At 66.0% G+C, this 20204-nt stretch carries 22 protein-coding genes; 2 read left to right on the top strand and 20 right to left on the bottom strand.

What is annotated here, in order from left to right; genetic code table 11:
- Positions 1–4 precede the first annotated feature (4 nt).
- From mraY to AC58EF_RS03245, 10 genes are all read right to left on the bottom strand, one after another.
- Positions 5–1078: a phospho-N-acetylmuramoyl-pentapeptide-transferase gene (gene mraY, locus AC58EF_RS03200; RefSeq protein ID WP_497274443.1), complete on the bottom strand. Its 1074-nt coding sequence runs from the start codon at positions 1076–1078 to the stop codon at positions 5–7.
- Positions 1078–2469: a UDP-N-acetylmuramoyl-tripeptide--D-alanyl-D-alanine ligase gene (locus AC58EF_RS03205; RefSeq protein ID WP_497274962.1), complete on the bottom strand. Its 1392-nt coding sequence runs from the start codon at positions 2467–2469 to the stop codon at positions 1078–1080. The genes mraY and AC58EF_RS03205 overlap by 1 nt, the downstream gene beginning before the upstream one ends.
- A gap of 133 nt (positions 2470–2602) precedes the next feature.
- Positions 2603–4045: a UDP-N-acetylmuramoyl-L-alanyl-D-glutamate--2,6-diaminopimelate ligase gene (locus AC58EF_RS03210; RefSeq protein ID WP_497274444.1), complete on the bottom strand. Its 1443-nt coding sequence runs from the start codon at positions 4043–4045 to the stop codon at positions 2603–2605.
- Complete coding sequence (locus AC58EF_RS03215; RefSeq protein WP_497274446.1) at positions 4045–5748, bottom strand: peptidoglycan D,D-transpeptidase FtsI family protein; 1704 nt, start codon at positions 5746–5748, stop codon at positions 4045–4047. Before AC58EF_RS03215 ends, AC58EF_RS03210 begins: the two co-directional genes overlap by 1 nt.
- A complete protein-coding gene (locus AC58EF_RS03220) occupies positions 5748–6398 on the bottom strand; it encodes a colicin transporter (protein WP_497274448.1) in 651 nt (216 codons plus the stop codon). The genes AC58EF_RS03215 and AC58EF_RS03220 overlap by 1 nt, the downstream gene beginning before the upstream one ends.
- Positions 6395–7357, bottom strand: a complete 963-nt coding sequence (rsmH, locus tag AC58EF_RS03225; protein ID WP_497274450.1) for a 16S rRNA (cytosine(1402)-N(4))-methyltransferase RsmH — start codon at positions 7355–7357, stop codon at positions 6395–6397. The genes AC58EF_RS03220 and rsmH overlap by 4 nt, the downstream gene beginning before the upstream one ends.
- Positions 7354–7854, bottom strand: a complete 501-nt coding sequence (locus AC58EF_RS03230; protein ID WP_497274452.1) for a division/cell wall cluster transcriptional repressor MraZ — start codon at positions 7852–7854, stop codon at positions 7354–7356. The genes rsmH and AC58EF_RS03230 overlap by 4 nt, the downstream gene beginning before the upstream one ends.
- A gap of 185 nt (positions 7855–8039) precedes the next feature.
- A complete protein-coding gene (locus AC58EF_RS03235) occupies positions 8040–9248 on the bottom strand; it encodes a Gldg family protein (protein WP_497274454.1) in 1209 nt (402 codons plus the stop codon).
- 33 nt (positions 9249–9281) lie between these two features.
- A complete protein-coding gene (locus AC58EF_RS03240) occupies positions 9282–9590 on the bottom strand; it encodes a hypothetical protein (RefSeq protein ID WP_497274456.1) in 309 nt (102 codons plus the stop codon).
- Positions 9591–9634: 44 nt separating this feature from the next.
- Complete coding sequence (locus AC58EF_RS03245; protein ID WP_497274457.1) at positions 9635–10630, bottom strand: cysteine synthase A; 996 nt, start codon at positions 10628–10630, stop codon at positions 9635–9637.
- A 205-nt stretch (positions 10631–10835) separates the two neighbouring features.
- On the opposite strand from AC58EF_RS03245, the gene AC58EF_RS03250 reads away from it, so the two are divergent.
- Positions 10836–11804, top strand: coding sequence for a cell wall hydrolase (locus AC58EF_RS03250; protein ID WP_497274459.1), 969 nt, complete (start codon positions 10836–10838; stop codon positions 11802–11804).
- A 356-nt stretch (positions 11805–12160) separates the two neighbouring features.
- The gene (locus AC58EF_RS03255; protein ID WP_497274461.1) at positions 12161–12289 is read left to right on the top strand and encodes an entericidin A/B family lipoprotein; all 129 of its coding nucleotides are present in this window, start codon (positions 12161–12163) and stop codon (positions 12287–12289) included.
- A 121-nt stretch (positions 12290–12410) separates the two neighbouring features.
- Here the strand turns inward: AC58EF_RS03255 and tatC are convergent, their stop codons facing one another.
- The 10 genes from tatC to glmU all read right to left on the bottom strand — a co-directional run bounded on the left by tatC (position 12411) and on the right by glmU (position 20183).
- Positions 12411–13190, bottom strand: coding sequence for a twin-arginine translocase subunit TatC (gene tatC, locus AC58EF_RS03260; RefSeq protein WP_497274463.1), 780 nt, complete (start codon positions 13188–13190; stop codon positions 12411–12413).
- Positions 13187–13642 carry a Sec-independent protein translocase protein TatB gene (gene tatB / locus AC58EF_RS03265; RefSeq protein ID WP_497274465.1) on the bottom strand — a complete coding sequence of 152 codons (456 nt, stop codon included), beginning with the start codon at positions 13640–13642 and terminating at the stop codon, positions 13187–13189. The genes tatC and tatB overlap by 4 nt, the downstream gene beginning before the upstream one ends.
- A gap of 27 nt (positions 13643–13669) precedes the next feature.
- A complete protein-coding gene (locus AC58EF_RS03270; protein ID WP_497274466.1) occupies positions 13670–13921 on the bottom strand; it encodes a twin-arginine translocase TatA/TatE family subunit in 252 nt (83 codons plus the stop codon).
- A gap of 28 nt (positions 13922–13949) precedes the next feature.
- Complete coding sequence (gene scpB, locus AC58EF_RS03275; RefSeq protein ID WP_497274468.1) at positions 13950–14543, bottom strand: SMC-Scp complex subunit ScpB; 594 nt, start codon at positions 14541–14543, stop codon at positions 13950–13952.
- The gene (locus AC58EF_RS03280) at positions 14540–15316 is read right to left on the bottom strand and encodes a segregation and condensation protein A (RefSeq protein ID WP_497274470.1); all 777 of its coding nucleotides are present in this window, start codon (positions 15314–15316) and stop codon (positions 14540–14542) included. Before AC58EF_RS03280 ends, scpB begins: the two co-directional genes overlap by 4 nt.
- Positions 15317–15324: 8 nt before the next feature.
- Entirely contained in the window at positions 15325–17148 is a 1824-nt protein-coding gene (glmS, locus tag AC58EF_RS03285; RefSeq protein ID WP_497274472.1) for a glutamine--fructose-6-phosphate transaminase (isomerizing), read from the bottom strand.
- Positions 17149–17163: 15 nt separating this feature from the next.
- Positions 17164–17544 carry a PIN domain-containing protein gene (locus tag AC58EF_RS03290; RefSeq protein ID WP_497274473.1) on the bottom strand — a complete coding sequence of 127 codons (381 nt, stop codon included), beginning with the start codon at positions 17542–17544 and terminating at the stop codon, positions 17164–17166.
- Complete coding sequence (locus tag AC58EF_RS03295) at positions 17541–17903, bottom strand: ribbon-helix-helix domain-containing protein (RefSeq protein WP_497274475.1); 363 nt, start codon at positions 17901–17903, stop codon at positions 17541–17543. Before AC58EF_RS03295 ends, AC58EF_RS03290 begins: the two co-directional genes overlap by 4 nt.
- 43 nt (positions 17904–17946) lie before the next feature.
- A complete protein-coding gene (locus tag AC58EF_RS03300; RefSeq protein WP_497274964.1) occupies positions 17947–18783 on the bottom strand; it encodes a metallophosphoesterase in 837 nt (278 codons plus the stop codon).
- 107 nt (positions 18784–18890) lie between these two features.
- Complete coding sequence (glmU, locus tag AC58EF_RS03305; RefSeq protein ID WP_497274966.1) at positions 18891–20183, bottom strand: bifunctional UDP-N-acetylglucosamine diphosphorylase/glucosamine-1-phosphate N-acetyltransferase GlmU; 1293 nt, start codon at positions 20181–20183, stop codon at positions 18891–18893.
- Between the last annotated feature and the right edge of the window lie 21 nt (positions 20184–20204).

Here is a 20204-nt window from a genome sequence, read left to right on the forward strand (position 1 = left end):
GCGCTTACCTCAGCTTCAGGGTGGCGAGGCCGGCGAGCGCCAGCACGAAGGCGATGATCCAGAAACGGATCACCACGGTCGGCTCGGCCCAGCCAAGCTGCTCGAAATGGTGATGGATCGGGGCCATCTTGAACACGCGCTTGCCGGTGCGCTTGTAGAAGAAGACCTGGATGATGACGCTCATCGCCTCCACGACGAAAAGACCGCCGATGATGCCCAGCACGATTTCATGATGCGCGGTGACAGCGATCACGCCGATCGTGCCGCCCAGCGCCAGCGACCCAGTGTCGCCCATGAAAACCGCCGCCGGCGGCGCGTTGAACCAGAGGAAGGCAAGGCCCGCGCCGATGATCGCGCCGCAGAGGATCGTCAGGTTGCCCGCGCCCGGCACATGGGGAATGCCCAGATATTGGGCGAAGTCGGCGCGGCCGACGAGATAGACGATCGCCATGAAGGCCATGCAGGCGATGATAACCGGCATGGTGGCAAGGCCGTCGAGCCCGTCGGTCAGGTTCACCGCATTGCCGAACGCCACGATCACGAAAGCGGCGAAGCAGAAATAGAAAGGCCCAAGCTCGATCGCCGGACCATTGTAGAAAGGCACGTAGAGCGCGGTATTGCCATGCTGGTGGACGATCATCCACGCGGCGAACCCCGCGATCAGAAATTCGAACAACAGGCGCATCCGGGCCGACAGCCCCTTGTGGCTGGCCTTTGTCACCTTGTCATAATCGTCGAGGAAGCCGATCGCGCCGAAACCCAGCGTCACGCACAGGCAGGCCCAGACATAGGTGGAGCTGAGATCCATCCACAGCAGCACCGACACGACCATGGAGGTCAGGATCATCAGGCCGCCCATGGTCGGCGTGCCGCGCTTTGCCAGATGGCTTTGCGGGCCGTCGCTGCGGATCGGCTGGCCCTTGCCCTGGCGCACGCGCAACCAGCCGATGAATTTGGGTCCGATCAGCAGGCCGATGATCAAAGCGGTCGCGATCGCTGCACCGGCACGGAAGGACAGGTAACGGATAAGGTTGAAAATACCCGCGAAATCGAGGGTTTCGGCCAGCCAATATAACATCAGTTCTTGTCTCCGTCGCGGGCAGCCTCGGTCAGGGCGGCGACAAGGCGCGACAGTCCGACACCGTTGGAGCCCTTGACCAGGATCGCGTCGCCCGCGCGCATTTCGGTTTGGATGAGGGGGATGGCGCTCGCCGTGTCGGGAACATGGGCGTAGGAAATGACGCCATCCAGCGCATCGGCAAGCGGCGCCATTTCCGCGCCGACCAGGATCGCGAAATCGACCTGCCCCGCCGTCATCGGATCGACCAGACCCGAATGCAACTCGGCGCTGCGGTCGCCCAATTCGCGCATACCGCCAAGGATGGCGATGCGGCGATCGGCATTTTCGCGACCCAGTTGCTTGAGCGTCGCGGCCATGGACAGCGGGTTGGCATTGTAGCTTTCGTCGATCAGCAGCGCCTCGCCGCCGGCCACGGGCAGGATGCGCCGTTCGCCGCGGCCGGGAAGGCCCGGCATTTCGGCAAGGGCAAGGCCCGCCGCCGCCAGATCGCCGCCCACCGCCTCGACCGCCGCCAGCACGGCCAGCGCATTGGACACCCAATGGTCGCCGGGCGCGGCGACGGTGAAGCACAGCTCCGCTTCGGGCAGCTTCGCGGTGACGAGCGTGCCGCCACCGGACGCCGCGATCGTCTCCAGCGCGTGAATGTCCGCCTCGGCGCTCATGCCGAAGGTCAGGATGCGGCCGGCATGGCGCTCCGCCTTGCTGTAAAGGGCGGCGACATGCGGGCTGTCATAGGGGATGACGGCGGTGCCGCCGGGTTCCAGCCCCTCGAAAATCTCCGCCTTGGCTTCGGCGATCTTCGCCTCCGTGCCGAAAAATTCGATATGGGCGGGGGCGATGGCGGTGACGATCGCGACATGCGGGCGGACCTGCCGTGTCAGCGCAGCCAGTTCGCCGGCATGGTTCATGCCCATTTCGAACACGCCAAAGGCTGCGTCGCGCGGCATCCGCGATAGGCTCAAGGGCACGCCGACATGATTATTGTAGCTCTTGACCGAGCGATGCACCCGCCCCGGCGCGGCACGATCCAGCGCATGGAACAGCGCCTCCTTCGTGCCGGTCTTGCCGACCGATCCGGTGACGCCGATCACCTTTCCGTCCATGCGCTTGCGCGACGCCCTTCCCAGCGCTTCGAGCGCGGCGGCGCTGTCGGGCACCAGTATATGGGGATGGGTGACCGGTTCGCTGACGATCGCCCCGGCCGCGCCCTGCCCGAACGCCTTGTCTACGAATTTATGGCCGTCGGTCGTCTCGCCCTTCATTGCGACGAACAGGTCGCCCTGCCCCACTTCGCGACTGTCGAAGGCGACACCCGAAACGGCGAACGGCGCCGACGCGGCGCCGCCTGTGGCCTGGGCGATGTCCTGCGAGGTCCAGAGCGACATTATAGCCCCTCCCCTTCAGGGGAGGGGTTGGGGGTGGGGGCATGCCCCAAGCGCGGCGTCAGGCCGATAGCCCCCACCCCAACCCCTCCCCTGAAGGGGAGGGGCTCTAGAATTGCCGGGAAGAAAAGTAGACGCATCAACCCGCGCACTCCCGCGCGATAGTGACGTCGTCGAAGGGCAGGACGCGATCGCCGATGATCTGGCCCTGTTCATGCCCCTTGCCTGCAAGCAGCACGATATCATCCGCGCCCGCCTGACCGATAGCCGCGGCGATGGCGGCGCGGCGGCCACCGATTTCCTCCGCCTCCGGCGCGCCCGCCAGCACGGCGGCGCGGATGGCAGAGGGTTCTTCCGAGCGCGGATTGTCGTCGGTGACGATCACATGGTCGGACAGTTCCGCCGCGACCTTGCCCATCAAGGGCCGCTTGCCCGCGTCCCGATCGCCGCCCGCGCCGAACAGGGTGATGAGACGGCCCTTGGTATGCGGGCGCAGCGCCTCGATCGCGGCCTTGAGACCGTCGGGCGTATGGGCATAGTCGACATAGACGGGCGCGCCCGCCTTGCTGATGACCGCGCGTTCCAGCCGGCCGCGCACCGGCTGCACCCGGCCGAGCAGTTCCAGCACCCTGGCCATATCCGCGCCGGTCGCAATGACCAGGCCCGCGGCGGTCAGCGCATTGGCGGCCTGATAGGCGCCGATCAGCGGCAGGTTGACCTTATATGTCTTCCCATCCGCCTCGATCTCCAACGTCTGGCCCAACTGGGTCGGGGTGCGGTTGGCAAGCCGGAGGGCTTCCCCCTGCACCCCGACGCTCAGCACACGAAGCCCCCGCTTCGTAGCCCGCTGGATGACCTTGTCCGACCATATATCGTCGGCCCAGATGACGGCGCTGCCATGCGGCGCGACGACTTCGTCGAACAGCCGCATCTTGGCGTCGAAATAGCTGTCCATGTCGCCATGATAGTCGAGATGATCGCGCGACAGGTTGGTGAAGGCGCCCGCGAGCACCGGCAGGCCTTCGGTGCGATACTGGTCGAGGCCGTGGCTGGACGCCTCGAACGCGGCATGGGTGATGCCCTCGCGCTTGAGACCCGACATATTGGCGAGGAAGGTGACAATGTCGGGCGTGGTAAGACCCGTCGACACCTGATCGACCGAGGTGGTGACGCCCAGCGTGCCGATCGACGCGGACTTGTGGCCCAGCATCCGCCACAGCTGGCGGGCGAGTTCGACCGTGCTGGTCTTGCCGTTGGTGCCAGTGACGGCCACGGTCACGTCCGGGAAAGGCGCGAAATAATGCGCGGCCATCTGCGCGAAGAGGCGGCGGGGATTGGCGTGGGCGATGTGGATCGCGCCTTCGACCTTCGCCTCCGGCCGGGCGACCACCGCGATGGCGCCGGCCTTCACCGCGTCGGGGATATAATCCTCCCCATTGACGCGCAGCCCCTGAAAGGCGCCGAAGACGGTGCCGGGCGCGACCTTGCGGTTGTCGATCGCGAAGCCGGTAACGGACGTGTCGAGGCCGGTGGTGTCACCGACCTCGACGTCCAGCTCCTCGATTAGCGACCCGAGGCGCATCACTCTTTCTCCTTGTCGCCGTGCAGCAGCGGCATCAAATCCGAAATATCCACGTCCCGCCGTTCGTCCGGCATCACGCCCAGCATCGGCCCGGTCCGCTCGATGACCCGCTTCACCACCGGCGCGGCGGTCCATGCAGCGGTACGCAGGCCATATTGCCCCGTCGCCTCGTCCATGATCGCAACCACGACATAGCGGGGATTATCCATCGGGAAGGCAGAAGCGAAAGTCGTCACCAGCGAAGTCTTGTTGTAGCGCCCTTCCTGGGGCTTTTCGGCCGAACCCGTCTTGCCGCCTACCCGGAATCCCTTGGCGTCGGCGCTACGCCCTGTACCCGCCGACACGATCATCCGCAACAGTTGCCGCATCCGCGCGCTGGTCGCGGCGGAAAAGACCCGGCGCCCTTCGGGCACCTCGTCCGGGCCAAGCTTGCGGACCGTCGCCGGACGCCAGATGCCGCCGTTCACCAGCGCGGCATAGGCCGCCGCCAGATGCAGCGGCGTCACCGCGATGCCATGGCCGTAGGAGGTGGTCATGCTAGTGATTCGACCCCAGTTCGACGGCCACAGACCGCCTGCCCGTTCGTTGAACTCGATCGGCGCGCGCTGGTCGAAATCGAGGCTGCGGAACAGCTTCTGCAACGGCGCCGCGCCCATTTCGTCCGCGATGCGCGCCGTGCCGATATTGGAGCTGTGCACCAATATTTCCGGCACGTTGAGCCAGCGGCCGAGCGAGTGATCGTCCTTGATGCGGAAGCCCGCGACGGCGAGCGGCGCGGTGGCGTCATAGCGCTTGCTCATCGACGTCACGACACCGGCGTCCATCGCCGCCGCGATCGACAGCGGCTTGAAGGCGGACCCCAGCTCATAGCGGGCCTGCACCATATGGTTGCAGAGCGGCGATTCGCTACACCTTTTGCCGGCGTAATTTTGCAGCTTGTTGGGATCGAAGACGGGGATGGAGGCCATGGCGATGATCTCGCCGCTATTGGCGTCCAGGATGATGCCGCCCGCGCCCTTGGCCTTGGTCTGCACTAGCTGCGCGTAAAGCTCGCTTTCCAGCGCGCCCTGCACACGGCTGTCGATGGAGAGGGCGAAGGGCTTGCCGCGCTGCGCCGCGTCGGTCAGCCTGTCGTTGAACGCCGCCTCCACGCCCATGCCGCCCACGCCCTCGCTATTGGGGGCGAAGCCCAGCACATGGGCCGCCAGGGTGCGCTGCGGATAGAGGCGCTCCTTTTCGCGCGGAAATTCGATGCCGATCTCGCCCAGCGCGTTCACCGCCGCCACCTGTTCGGGCAGCGCGCGGCGGCGCAGATAGGCCCAGCCCCGGCCGGTCAGCTTCTTGCGGAAGGCCGCCTCGGATTCGTCGGGGAAGATTTCGTGCAGCTTGCGCGCCAGTTCGGCCGGATCGCCGATCAGCTTCGACGGGCGCACCGCGATCGAATAGGCGTCCATGGTCCGCGCCAGCGGCACGCCGTTGCGGTCGACGATATCCGCGCGCGCCGGCACGAATGCGCCCAGCGCGCCGTCGCCGCCTGCCCCATGCGCGAAAATGCCGACCCACAGGAGCCGGCCGACCAATATCGTCGTGATCGCCATGAACAGGATGAGCAGCAGCATCAGCCGGTTATGGGCGATGGCGGTCAGGTTGACCCGCTGCTTGCCCGCCCGCGGCCCGCCCGGCTGGACGATGATTGTGGCCATCAGCGCGCTCCCTTCCGCCGTTCGCGCGCCGCCTTCGCGGTCAGGTCGCCCAGCGTGCTGTCGTCCAGCAGCTTGGCGTCCAGCATCGCCATCCGCTCCGCCTTGCGCGCGATCGGATTGGGCTTCGACACGTCGGCGTCGGCCTTGGCCTGCTGCACCGGCGTGCGCTTGGCGGGCTTGGGCAGCTTTTCGACATTGTCGGCGGCATGGGCTTCGCGAATGACCGCGATGTCGCTGCGTATCTGGGTCGCGGCCGGGCTTTCGGGCGCCTTCTGCGGCGCGGAGGGCAGGTCCGCCGGGCTTTCGACCATCGCCACCATCACCGGCGGCGCGACATAGTCGGGACCGTTGGGCTGCACGCCGTCCAACTGCGCCAGCGCCCGCTCGCCCGCCAGATATTGCTGCGCGGTCGGAGTCGCATAGAGAAAGTCGTGCTGGTTCCAGCTTTCGAGCTGGCGCATCGACGCGCGCGCGCTGAATTCCGTTTCCAGATAGCGGATGTCCGCCTTCGTCGCCGCGATCTGCGCCCGCACGCGCATCAGGTCGTTGCGCTCGGTCGCGACCTTGAGCGACACCATATAGGCGCCGAGCGCGCCCAGCGCGACGAGGATCACCCAGATCAGGCTCTGCAACCTCTTGACGGCGATCATGACCGAGGACTCCGGGAGGACGAGGAAGACGAAACGGGGGCGGATGTACGGACGGCGCTGCGCAGGGTGGCGGATCGGGCGCGGGGGTTGCGCGCCAGTTCCGCCTCGCCGGGGCGCACGGCCCTGGCGGGCTTGGTGAAGGTCGGCGCAGCGCCCGCGGCGCGTTCGGGCAGGTGCCGGGACCCAGCCCCCTCGCCACCGCTGCGCTTGCGCAGAAACTGCTTGACGATGCGGTCCTCCAGGCTGTGGAAGGTCACGATCGCCAGCCGGCCGCCCTCCTCCAGCAGCGCCTCGGCCGCGTCCAGCCCGCGTTCCAGCTCCTCCAGCTCGCGATTCACATGGATGCGGATTGCTTGGAAGGTGCGGGTCGCCGGGTCCTTCTTGTCATGCGGCTTGTAGCCGAGCGCCTTGCGGACCACGGCGGCGAGCTGGCCGGTGCGTTCCAGCGGGCGCGCCTCCACGATCGCGCGGGCGACGCGGCGCGAGCGCGGCTCCTCCCCATAGCGATAGATGACGTCGGCGATCTCCCCTTCCGGGGCGGTATTGAGGAAATCGGCGGCGCTCATGCCGTCCTGGCTCATCGTCATGGTGAGCGGGCCGTCCGACTGGAAGGAAAAGCCGCGCTCGGGCCGGTCGAGCTGCATCGATGACACGCCGATGTCGAGCGTGATGCCCGACACCTTGTCGACCCCGCGCTCCGCCAGCAGCTCCGCCATGCGCGAAAATTCGCCGGGGATCAGCGTGACGCCATGCGCGTCGGCCACGGCCTGCCCTTCGCGGATCGCATCGGGGTCGCGATCGAAGGCGAAGACGCGCGCGCCGGCGCGGGCCATGGCGCTCGAATAGCCGCCCGCGCCGAAAGTGCCGTCGACATGGACCTCGCCAGGGGCAATGGCGAGCGCATCGAGCACTTCGTCGATCAGGACGGGGATGTGCGGCGCGGTGGCGGCGCCGCTCACTTGCCCGCCCCTTCCGCCGCGCGGGCGTCGAGCCAGCGCTTCACCTTGTTGCGGATCAGCGCCGGACGGTCGGGGCTTTCGACGAGCGCTTCGGGCTTCCAGAGCTGGAAGTAACGGCCGACGCCGTAGAAAAAGACCGTATCGGTGATGCCGGCTTCTTCCTTGATATCGGGGTGCAGGAAGAAACGGCCGCCATCATCGAAATTGACATCCTCGATCGTGCCGAGGCGATTCTCGCGCTCCAGATCGCCGTTGAAGGGACGGTTCGCCTCACGCGCCAGTCGCTCCAGTTCCTCGACCTCGTCGAACAGGAACTGCTTGTGCGACAAGCCGAAGCCGGTGGCGCAGCCATTGTCGAAATGGACAGACAGGCACAGGCGATTTTCGCCGCCGCTGGCCTGCTTGACCAGCTTGCGCATCTCCAGGGGCAGCACGAAACGGCCCTTACCGTCCGCGACGCTGAACGCGTTGCCCGAATAGAGAATGACGTCCGACACGCTGGCAACAGGCCCCTTTTGTCCGGGACGCAGGCCGCCCTTCGCCGGAATCGCGAAGAGACCATCCGGCGCACAGGACTGCACAAAGCCTGACGAACCCCAATGCTGGTTTTTCTACCAAGCATGAGGCCGACTGAAAAGGGGAAAAGTCGGGAAATAATGGGAAAAGCTGGTCAAAAGCGGGTTTAACTGTGCTTCCGGCTCCTTTCAGGCTGATTTTCGCTTTTTGTTCCTGACCTTTTTGCGACGAATTGCTTGGAGAACAGCATCGCTCCCAATATTGCCCAGCCTGTCCCAGCCAGAATCGCCCAGCGCAGGCCAAGAATCACGTCGGCGGGGTTGCGCATCCAGCGGCGCTCGCCGGGAATTGGAGCGCCGAGCCACTCGCTCAGCAGCGCGGGCGTATCCGCCACCCAAGCGCGCGGATCGAGCGGGTGCGCCGGATCGGCCAGCCAAAGCCGGTCGTCGATCAGATCTGCGTCGCCCAGCAGCAGCGCTTCTCCCCGGCCGATCCGTTTGCGCAGCGGCAAGCCCTTCCCCATCGCAGCGCCGGACAGGGTGACGAGACGACCATCGGACAGGACGTGACGGGCTTCCGCGGGCAGCAGCGCACCGTGACCAAACCCCCAATGGCCGAGCAAGGGCTGCAACAGGCTGGCCGAAGGCGCGCGACGGCGGTCGCCAAGCGGCAGGGTAGACGGCCAGCGGAGCAGCGGATCGGCAATCACCAGCACCGTTCCGCCTTCCCTCACCCACCGGTCGATGGCGACCAGTTGCTCCGGCGACAGCGCGCGGGGTTGGGCGATGAGCAGCCTGCGCGCGCCCGAGCGGGCGAGATGCAGCGGATCGTCAAGCGGTTCCACGGTGAAGCGGGTGCGCAACACCGTGACGATCGGGGCGTCGCGCGGCCCGTTCCCGGCCTGTCCCGGCTCCGCCCAGAAAAGCGGCAATGCGGTGAGGACGGCGAGTTTCGGCCGATCGGCGACGGGTGTGACGGATTGGGCTGGACCAAGCCAGAGGAGAACGCCAGCGAGTGCGAGCAGAAAGAGGCCAGCAAGACGCCCTAACGGAGGAGGAAAGCGCAGCCATGCCCCCCCAAATACGGACAGCAGCGCCAGTGCAACCAATCCTGACGCCGCCAGCATGTCCGGCATCCGCGCCGCCGCCAGCGCGCAGAAGATGAGCACAGGCCCAGCTACACCCATCGCCACCCAGCACAACACCGCCCAGCCGCGCCGCGCGAGCAACAGGCCGACGATCGCCGCCATCGCCAGCGCAGCGATACCCCAGTCCCACGGATCGGCCTGCCCAGTCCTCCAGGCGCGCGCTAGCCCGGCGAGCAGCACGGCCAGCATCGGCAGCCAGAGCCAGAGGAATCGCTTCAGCGCCGCCATCACGGCGTCCCTCCCCCGCTCCGTGCCATCGGCTCAGCGCGGCTGCTGCTGCGCCGGGTCGCGGTCCATGGGCTTGTTGAGATTGGGATCGGGCTGGAGATCGGGGACGATCGGCGCCTGCTCGGGCGCGGGCTGGACGCCGAGTTCCGCCAGCGGCTCCTTGGGCGAGACGGCGTTGGCGGTGAGCGTCGGGACGGTCGGCGGCGGCAGGGCGGCATCGTCGATCCGGGCTTTCTCGATCACGATATTGGCCAGGCCCACGAGCAGCACGACGCCGGCCAGACCGGTCAAACCGATCTGGACGCGCTGCAACCCTTCCTGACGGCGGGGTGTTTCAGCCATGCTCGCGCTCTTATTCTCTTCTTCGCCGCGACCCGTGTCGGCGTTCATGCAGTCTGCGCGAGCCAGGGGAACACCGTCAAGCCCTTCGATTCGAGCCATTGGCGATTGTAGAGCGTCGAGAGATAGCGAAAGCCGGTGTCGCACAATATGGTCGCGATCCGCTTGCCCGGCCCCAATTGCTTCGCCAGCGCGACCGCCCCCGCAACATTGATGCCCGACGACAGGCCCAGGCACAGCCCCTCCTCCGCCAGCAGGCGACGGACCCAATGCAGCCCCTCCTCATCGGAGATGCGGAACTGGGTGTCGATCGGCGCGCCCTCCAGATTGGCGGTAATCCGCCCCTGACCAATGCCTTCGGCGACCGAATTGCCTTCGGCCTTCAATTCGCCATGGGCGTAATAGTTGAACAGCGCGGCGCCATGCGGATCGCTGAGCGCGATGGTGATGGTCTCATCCTTGGCCTTGAGGCCCAGCCCCACGCCCGCGATCGTCCCGCCGGTGCCCGCCGCACAGGTGAAGCCGTCGATCCGCCCGTCCATCTGGGTCCAGATTTCCTCGGCGGTGCCGACGATATGCGCCTTGCGGTTGGCGATATTGTCGAACTGGTTGGCCCAGACCGCATTTTCCGTCTCTTCCGCGATCCGGCGGGATGTGTGGACGAAATGGCCGGGGTTGGAATAGGCCGCCGCCGGCACCGTCACCAGTTCCGCGCCCAGCGCGCGCAGCGTGTCCATCTTTTCGCGGCTCTGCGTCTCGGGCATGACGATGATCGACTTATAGCCCTTCGCATTGGCGACCAGCGCCAGGCCGATGCCGGTATTGCCCGCCGTTCCCTCGACGATCGTGCCGCCGGGCTTGAGCAGCCCCTTTTCCTCGGCGTCATTGACGATGAACAGCGCCGCCCGGTCCTTCACCGAGGCGCCGGGATTGGCGAATTCGCATTTGGCGTAGATGTCGCAGCCCGTTTCTTCGGACGGCCCGGCGAGGCGCACGAGCGGCGTGTTGCCGATCAGCGCGAGACTATTGGATACGAGCAGCATGGCGCAACGCATAGCGGAGCGCGCGCGGCTTTGCCAAGCAAGGGATTGCTGATGGATGCAAAGGGGTGGTTTTCCGTCGACATTAACGCCTTCCCCGGCGGGCGTCCCATCGCGGCACGCCCGCAAAAAGGCAGCGATGTGGAAAGGATTTTCGCGTAAGGGCGATACTGAGCGGCGTCATGCCGCGATTTTTCAGGGCGTTGGCATGGGGCAATGGCTGCGGATGACGGGGTGGAAGGGGAAAGGCGGCATCGCTGCGCTGGCGCTGACCGCGCTCGTCGCGCCGCGCCTGATCACCGCCGCCCCGCTCGACCTGCTCGACGGCGCGCCGGTGCCGGTCGATCCCGCCGAACAGCCGGGCGACAATTTCCCCGGCTCCGCCTTCTTCTATGCGGAGGGCGCCTTCGATCCCGTGCCCGGCGTCGAAACAGTGCAGAGCCGGCATGTGCTGGGGCTGGACTCGGTCAAGGCCGCGCCTGCCGCGATTTTCCGCGGCATCACCGCGCTCGACGGCTATCGCGCGCTCAACTGCCTGACCAACGCCGTCTATTATGAGGCCGGAAACGAACCGGAGGATGGACAGCGCGCCGTGGCGCAGGTAGTGCTCAACCGGGTGCGCAGCCGCCTCTGGCCCGACACGGTTTGCGGCGTCGTCTATGAAGGATCGGAGCGGCTGGACTATAAATGCCAGTTCACCTTCAGCTGCGACGGATCAATGGCGCGTATGCCCGATGCCGCCGCCTGGGCGCGGTCGCGGCGCATCGCGCAACAGGCGCTGGCCGGGCAGGTCTATGCGCCGGTCGGCCTCGCCACCCATTATCACACGCTGGCGGTGCGGCCGGAATGGTCCTCGACCCTGCACCCCGTCGCCGTGGTCGGCGCGCATATCTTCTACCGCAATCCGGGCCTCAACGGCGCATTGGCAAGCTTTACCGCCGTCTATCGCGGGCGGGAGCTGATTTCCGGCCCGGCGCGCAGAATATGGCCCGACAAGCCGGTAACGCCGCCCGGCTATTGGGCGCCGCCCGGCGGCGCGGGCGCCGCGCCAGCCTTTCCCGCCATGCCGGACCCGGCCCCGGCCGGAACTCCCCCTTCCGCCATGCCGGCCGACCAGGGTCTGCCGGAATCCACCATCCGGTCCGAATATCGCAATAGCGGCCGGCCGCTGATCTGATCCGGCCTTTGGCCGTGGGAAAAGTTTTTTGGGTTAACAGCATGTTGACCAGCGAAGTCCTTGGAAAACCCACCAAATAAAAAACGCATTTAATCGCTCTGGCGCGGAACCTATTCCGGTGGTCGAGGGTTTTGCACATCGGATAGCAAATCTTTTGCCCCCCGCTCTTGCTATCCAAAAAATATGAGCCCGGAACGTTTCCCCCCCCCGACGCGTTCCGGGCTCAGACTTTTTTGGCAATATCCATCTGAAATCATTATTCTTTTCGACGTCGGAACGGAAATCGGCGGCACGGGTTCTTCCTGTGTCACCGCCATGGCGCCGCCCATGCGGTACGAAGTTTAAGGAGATTTTCGATGGCGAAGAAAATTCTGACCGCCCTGCTGCTCACCGGCTCGCTGATGGTCGCCGCGTGCAATACCGTCGAAGGCGCCGGCCGCGACGTGCAGAGCGCCGGCAAGGCTGTGGAAGATTCGGCGAACTAAGCCTGTCGACCGCGGTTCATTCGCGGATTTCATTCCCCTCCCTGGCATGGCCCGCCCCGACAGGCGGGCCTTTTTTTTGGGCGCAGGAATTCGCGGGAGATAAACCGGGTTCCTCAGCCGATCAGGCCGAAACCTGCCCCGCCGCCTCTTCCTTCGCCTGCTTGCGGTCGGTGAACCAGATGGCGATGATCGTGATTTCGTAGAGCAGCAGCAGCGGGATGGCGAGCATCAGCTGCGACACCACGTCGGGCGGGGTCAATACCGCCGCCAGGATGAAGGCGGCGACGATCATGTAACGGCGCAGGCCGATCAACTGCGCCCGCGTCACGAAGCCCGCCCGGTTGAGCAGCATCAGCAGCACCGGCATCAGGAAGCTGATGCCGAAGGCGAGGATGAACTGCATGACGAGGCCGAGATAGGCGTCCGCGCTGGGCAGCGCCTCAACCGACAGGCCGCTGCTGTTCCCCTGAAATTCCAGGAAGAAATGGAAGGCGGTCGGCATCACCACGAAATAGGCGAGGCTTGCGCCCATCGCGAAGAGGAAGGGCGTCGCCAGGATGAAGGGCAGCAGCGCCTTCTTTTCCTTGGCATAAAGGCCCGGCGCGACGAAGGCCCAGAGCTGGTTGGCGATGATCGGGAAGGACAGGCAGAAGGCGCCGAAAACCGCGATCTTCACCTGCACGAAAAAGGCTTCGTAGAGCTTGGTATAGACCAGCTTGCCGCCGCCGTCGCCGAACGCTTCCTTGAGCGGATAGACGAGGATCGCGAACAGCTGTTCGGAAAAATAGAAGCAGACCGCGCCCGTGATGACCAGCGCATAGACGCATTTAAGCAAGCGGCTGCGCAGTTCGATCAGATGGTCGAGCAAGGGCGCCTTGCTGTCGTCGATATCGTCGATCATGCCGCAGCGTCACCCTTGCGCGGTTCCGCCACATAGGGCGGGCCGTCGGCGGCCGGTGCGGACACCGGGGCCGATTCGGCCACGAAGGGCGGCGGTTCCGCGGGCGCTTCGGCGACATAGGGCGGCTTGTCGTCCACCGGCGCCGATTCGGCCACGAAGGCAGGCTTGTCCTCTACGGCCGGGGCGGGCAGCGCATCGGTCGCAGGCGCGGGCGCAGCCGGATGCTCGTCCATGATCCGCTTGTTCTGCGCGGCCCATTTCTTTTCCAGCTCTTCCAGTTCCACTTCGCGCACCATGGCGTCGATGCCGGTGCGGAAATGGCGGGCCATGCCCTGCGCCTTGCCCACGATCTGCCCCACCTTGTAGAGCGCGCGCGGCAAGTCCTTCGGCCCGATCACGATCACCGCAATGATCACGATCACCAGAAGTTCGGACGAATCGATGCCAAACATGCGGGACTTTCAGCCTGTGCTAGAGAATCAGGCCTTGGTCTTTTCTTCGGTCGCGCTTGTGGTCGCGTTCGGTGCGTCCTGCTCGGGCACGCGATGGCCCTCGATCCGGGTCGCGGGCTTGGTGGGGGCGACATCGTCATCGTCGTCGGCCATGCCCTTCTTGAAGCTCTTGATACCCTTGGCCACGTCACCCATCAGGCCGGAAATCCGGCCGCCACCGAACAGCAGCATGACGACCAGGAGCACGATCACCCAGTGCATCAGCGAAAAGGAACCCATTTTTCAACACTCCTAGTAGAAGGCCTATCTAGGCCTCTTCCTCGTCATTTTCCACAACGGATTGGCCGGTCAGACCCTCCAGCGCAAGATCGATCGGATCGAGCAATCCTGCGGCGCGCAAATCTTCCAATCCCGGCAGGTCGCGGCGGCTGCTAAGCCCGAAATGTGACAGGAATTCTACGCTGGTCGCATAGATAAGCGGACGGCCTGGCACTTCGCGCCGTCCGGCGGGGCGGACCCAGCCCGCCTCCATCAGCACGTCAAGCGTCCCCTTGGCCACCTGAACGCCGCGGATCGCCTCGATCTCGGCGCGGCTCACAGGCTCATGATAGGCGATGATCGCCAGCGTCTCCATCGCCGCGCGCGACAATTTGCGCTGCTCGTCCTTTTCCCGCCGCAGGATGTGAGCCAGGTCGGGCGCCGTCTGGAAATGCCAGCGCCCGCCCCGCTCGACCAGATTGACGCCGCGCCCGGCATAATGGTCGGCCAGCGTCGCGAGCGCGGCGTCGAGGTCGCCCCCCTGCCCCACATGCAGCTTCAGTTCGGCAGGCGTCATCGGCGCTTCGGCCACGAACAGGGCGGCTTCGATCGCGCGGAGGAAATCATCGGGTTCCTGTGTCATATCTGGGTTCCGCCCGGCGCCGCGGCGCGCAGATAAATGGGTTCGAAAATACCGTCCTGCTGGATATCGAGCCGCCCCTGCCGCGCCAGTTCGAGCGCAGCGACGAAGCTGCTGGCCAGCGCCGACTTCACCTTGGGCAGGTCGAGATCGGCGGGCAGGAACGCCTCCAGCCGGGTCCAGTCGAGCGCCGCGCCGACCAGCGATCCGACGCGCTGGATCGCTTCGTCCAGCGTCATCACCGGCCGCGCGGCGATGGTGTGGACCACCGGCTCGGTGCGCGCGCGAATCTGGCCATAGGCCTGGATCAGGTCGTAGAGGCTCGCCTTCCACTGCGCCTTCTTGACCAGCCGCAACCCCTCGGGCTTGCGGCGCGGGAAGACGTCGCGGCCGATCCGGTCGCGCGCCATCAGCCGGGCAGCGGCGTCGCGCATCGCGTGGAGGCGTTGCAGCCGCAATTGCAGGCGCAGCGCCAGTTCCTCGGGACTGGGATCGGGTTGTTCCTGCCTCGGCAGCAGCAGCGAGGATTTGAGATAGGCGAGCCAGGCCGCCATCACCAGATAATCGGCCGCCAGTTCCAGCTTCAACTGCCGGGCGCTGTCGATGAAGGCGAGATATTGTTCGGTCAGCGCCAGGATGGAAATTTCGCGCAGATCGACCTTCTGCCCCCGCGCCAGCGTCAGCAGCAGGTCGAGCGGCCCTTCCCAATGGTCGAAGCTGACGGTCAGCATGTCCGGCCGCGACGCCTGAAGGCTATGCGCCGGCGGCTCGAACATATCCTCGCTCACTCCACCGTCACCGACTTGGCGAGGTTGCGCGGCTGGTCGACATCGGTGCCCTTGGCCACCGCGACATGATAGGCGAGCAGCTGCACCGGCACGGCATAGACAAGCGGCGCGATCAGCGGATGGACCTGCGGCATCTCGATCGTCGCCATGCAGCCCTCGCCGGCCAGGGCAATGCCCTCCGCGTCGGAAATCAGCACCACCTTGCCACCGCGCGCCTGCACCTCCTGCATATTGCTCACCGTCTTTTCGAACAACGGGCTGCTAGGCGCGATCACGATCACCGGCACGGCGTCGTCGATGAGGGCGATCGGGCCATGCTTCATTTCGCCTGCGGCATAGCCCTCGGCGTGGATATAGCTGATTTCCTTGAGCTTCAGCGCCCCTTCCAGCGCCATCGGATAATCCGGCCCGCGCCCCAGATAGAGCACATCGCGCGCCGGCGCGATCAGGTGCGCCATCGCCTCGATCTGGCCGTCGCGGCCCAGCGCCTCGTTCAATGCGGCGGGCGCCTCGGACAGGTGCCAGACGATTTCCGACTCTTCCTGCGGGGTCAGCTTGCCCTTGGCCCGCGCCAGATTGGCGGCCAGCGCCGCCAGCACGGCGAGCTGGCAGGTGAAGGCCTTGGTCGATGCGACGCCGATCTCCGGCCCGGCATGGGTGGGGAGCAGCAGATCCGCCTCGCGCGCCATGGAACTGGTGGGGACGTTCACGACCACGGCGATGATCTGCCCCTCCGCCTTGGCATGGCGCAGCGCGGCCAGCGTGTCGGCCGTCTCGCCCGACTGGCTGATGAAGAGGGCGAGGCCGCCCTGCTCCAGCACCGGCTCGCGATAGCGGAACTCGCTCGCCACATCGATGTCGACGGGGACGCGGGCGAATTTCTCGAACCAATATTTGGCGACCAGCCCGGCATAATAGCTGGTGCCGCAGGCGACGATGGTGATGCGCTTCACCTGGCCCAGATCGAAATCCATGTCGGGCATGGCGATCTGATTTTCCATGCGGCGCAGATAAGAGCGCAGCGTCTGGGCGACGACGACCGGCTGCTCGTAAATCTCCTTCTGCATGAAGTGGCGATGATTGCCCTTGTCGATCATCGCGCCCGACACGCCGCTAATCGTCACCGGCCGCTCGACCGGATGGTTGTCCCTGTCGAAAATCTCCGCGCCGTCCTTCGTGATGACGACCCAGTCGCCCTCGTCCAGATAGGCGATGCGCTGGGTCAGCGGCGCCAGCGCCAGCGCGTCGGACCCAAGATAGGTCTCCCCGTCGCCATAGCCGACCACCAGCGGCGACCCGAGCCGCGCGCCGATCAGCATATCGGGATGGCTGCGAAAGGCGATGGCGAGCGCGAAGGCGCCGTGCAGGCGGGGCAGCACCTGACGCACAGCGTCCTTGGGCGACGCGCCCTGCTCCACCAGTTCGCTCACCAGATGAGCGACGACCTCAGTATCGGTCTGGCTGTCGAAACTGCGGCCGCGCGCGATCAGTTCCTCGCGCAGCGGCTTGAAATTCTCGATGATGCCATTGTGGACCAGCGCGACTTCGCCGGTCGCGTGCGGATGGGCATTGCTGGTCGTCGGCGCTCCATGGGTGGCCCAGCGGGTATGAGCGATGCCGGTGGTGCCCGGCAGCGGCGCGGCGCCCAGTTCCTTCACCAGATTGGCGAGCTTGCCCTCCGCCCGGCGGCGATCGATCGCGCCGTCATGGACGGTGGCGACGCCCGCGCTGTCATAGCCGCGATATTCGAGGCGCTTGAGGCCGTCGACCAGCCGGTCGGCCACGTCGTCCTTGCCGATGATTCCGATGATACCGCACATGCTCTGGGGAGCCTTTCAGATTTGATAGGGAACACGGATGCCCGGCATTTCTGCCGGAAAATCCTTGGTATTTCGTGTCACCAAGATGCGGCCGCGAATCTGGGCGGTCGCCAAAATGATGGCGTCGGGTGATTTGAGCCGGGGCCGTTGACGCCGCAACGCGGCGGCGCGAAGGGAAATTTCCTCATCCATCTCGTCGATACCGAAACGCCCGAGAAAGACGAGCGCTTCCCGCACCGTCGCGTCGTTGCCCTTGGACAGAACCTCGATCCAGGCCAGCCGGCTGATCCACATCCGCGCGCCGCTTTCCGCGATGCGCGTCATTTCGCGACGCGCCGGCGCATAGTCGAGCAGCGAGTCGATCAATATGTTGGCGTCCAGGCTATAGCCGCTCATGCGCCGTTCTTTTTGGGCTTCGCCGCGGCCTTCTTCGCCAGGGCCAGATAATGGGCGCGCTCCCTGTCATCGTCGGGCGTGAAACAGTCCGGCGCTTCGGCGCGCACCTCCTCATAATCATCGTCCCAGGGCCTGGTCCATTCCGCCCGCCGCTGCCGGTCATGACCGAGCGGGTCGATGGCAATGCCATGCCGCGCCCACAGGCCAAAGCCCGCTTCAAGGCTATCCTCGGGCGTGTCGGCCCGATACGCAGCCACAGCCTCTCGCAGGACAGCCGCCCGCGACTTGCCCTGCTCGCGGGCAAGCTGGTCGAGCCATTTGACGTCCTCGTCAGGCAGATCGGCCAAAATGCGGGTCATGACAATCTGATATCATATCATGATATCAAGTCAATCGCGCAGGCTATTGTGGACGGATTGTAATGAACCAGATGTCCGGCGGCGCCAACATGCGGAAGGGCAGGCCGCTGGTGCCGACGCCCGCCGCCACGATCATCGTCTTGCCGCCGTCGCGATAGAGGCCGCAGGCATAGCGGGTGCCATATCGGGACGGCACATAGACGATGCCCCAAAAAGGAAAGGCGATCTGCCCGCAATGGGTGTGCCCCACCAGCGTCAGCGACGCATCGTCGGGCAGCTTCGGGAAGACATCCGGCCCGTGCGACAGGATCACCGGCGCGCCGCCGAGCCGGCGCATGTCCGCCAGCGTGTCGGGGATATCGGTCATGCGCGTGTAAATATCCTTGAGTCCGCCGATCGCCAGCGGGCCGCGCCGCACCGCGCCATCCTGCAACAGGGTGATGCCGATCCGATCGAAGGCCGCCTGCCAGTCCGGCCCGCTGAGCGCGCGCGGATTCTTCCCGCTGCGGCTGTCATGATTGCCCAGCACAGCCACCACACCCAGCGGCGCGCGCAGCCCCGCAAAGGGCGCGATGCTCTGCTCCGCATCATAGATCGCCCCGCCCTTGTCATCGCCGATATAGTCGCCGCCCAGCAGGATGAGGTCGGGTTTCAGCCCGTTGATCTGGGCCACGATCCGCCGCATCCGCTCCGGGCTGTTGTCCGGTCCGGACAGATGGGTGTCGGTCAGCAGCGCGACTGTCAGCGGCTCATGCGGCGTATCGACGGGGAATGGCAGCATCACCTCCGCCTCGCGCACCACCGGCATGGCGCGGGCGTTGAGCAGCAGCCAGGCCAGCAGCCCGCCGACCAGCAGAAGCAGGACAAGCAGGCCCCACAGAAATTTGCGCCAGAGCCTCCCGGCGCGCGCGCCTTTCCCGGTGCGCGATGGCGGGGTGGAGTGGCCGCCCCTGGACCATTGCTTCCCCACGAACGCTGAGATGGCCATCATTTGGCGGCCTTTTTCGCCTTCATCCGCTCGCGGAAGGAAGCCGCCCAGCCGACCTTGCCGACCTGCTCGGGCCGCACCAGGCAGAGCGAATCCGCCTCGACCGGGCGCGTCACCACGCTGCCCGCCGCGACGATCGCGCCGTCGCCGATCGTGGCCGGCGCGACCAGCGCGCTGTTGGAGCCGATGAAGGCGCCCGCGCCGATTTCCGTCCTATATTTGAAGAAGCCGTCATAATTGCAGGTGATCGTGCCCGCGCCAATATTGGCCCCCGCCCCGACACTGGCGTCGCCGATATAGGACAGATGGTTGGCCTTGGCCCCTTCGCCCAGGGTCGCCTTCTTGATCTCGACGAAATTGCCGACCTTGGCCTTGGGACCGATGTCCGCGCCCGGACGCAGCCGCGCATAGGGGCCGATCTCCGCACCGCTTTCGACGCGCGCGCCTTCCAGATGGGAGAAGGCATGGATCGTCACATTGTCGGCCACCGTGACGCCGGGGCCGAACACCACATTCGGTTCCACCACCACGTCGCGGCCCAGCAGCGTGTCATGGGCGAAGAAGACCGTGTCCGGCGCGACCAGGGTCACGCCCTCGCGCATCGCCTCGATCCGGCGGCGCGCCTGCCACATGGCTTCCACGCCCGCCAGCTCGATCCGGCTGTTGACCCCCGCCACTTCCCACGCCTCGGTCTCGATCACCGCGCTCTGGCCGTCGGGCAGCATGACGATGTCGGGCAGATAATATTCGCCGGCGGCATTCTCATTGCCGATCTGGTCGAGCAGCACGAACAGGTCGGTCGAGCGCACCGCCATCAGCCCGCTGTTGCAGAGCGTCACCGCGCGCTCGGCCTCACTCGCATCCTTATATTCCACCATCTTCTCGATGATGCCCTGCCCGTCGGCGACGATGCGGCCATAGGCGGCGGCGTCATCGGGGCGGAAGCCCAGCACCACCGCGCGCGGTTCATCGCCCCGGTTGAGACGATCCAGCATCGCCCGCATCGTAGCCACGCCCACCAGCGGCACATCGCCATAAAGGATCAGCACGTCGCCAGCGAAGCCAGCCAGCGCATCATGCGCCTGCGCGACGGCATGACCGGTGCCCAACTGCTGCGCCTGCACCGCGATCACCGCGCCGGTGCCGGCCACGGCCTTCTCCACCTGCTCGCGGCCGGCGCCGACCACCACCACCTGCCGCTCGGGCGCGAGTTCGGAAACGCTCGCCAGCAGGTGCAGCAGCATCGGCCGACCGGCGATCGGGTGCAGAACCTTGTGCAGCGTGGATTTCATCCTGGTCCCCTGCCCGGCGGC

Source organism: Sphingobium sp. WR1 (assembly GCF_059693745.1).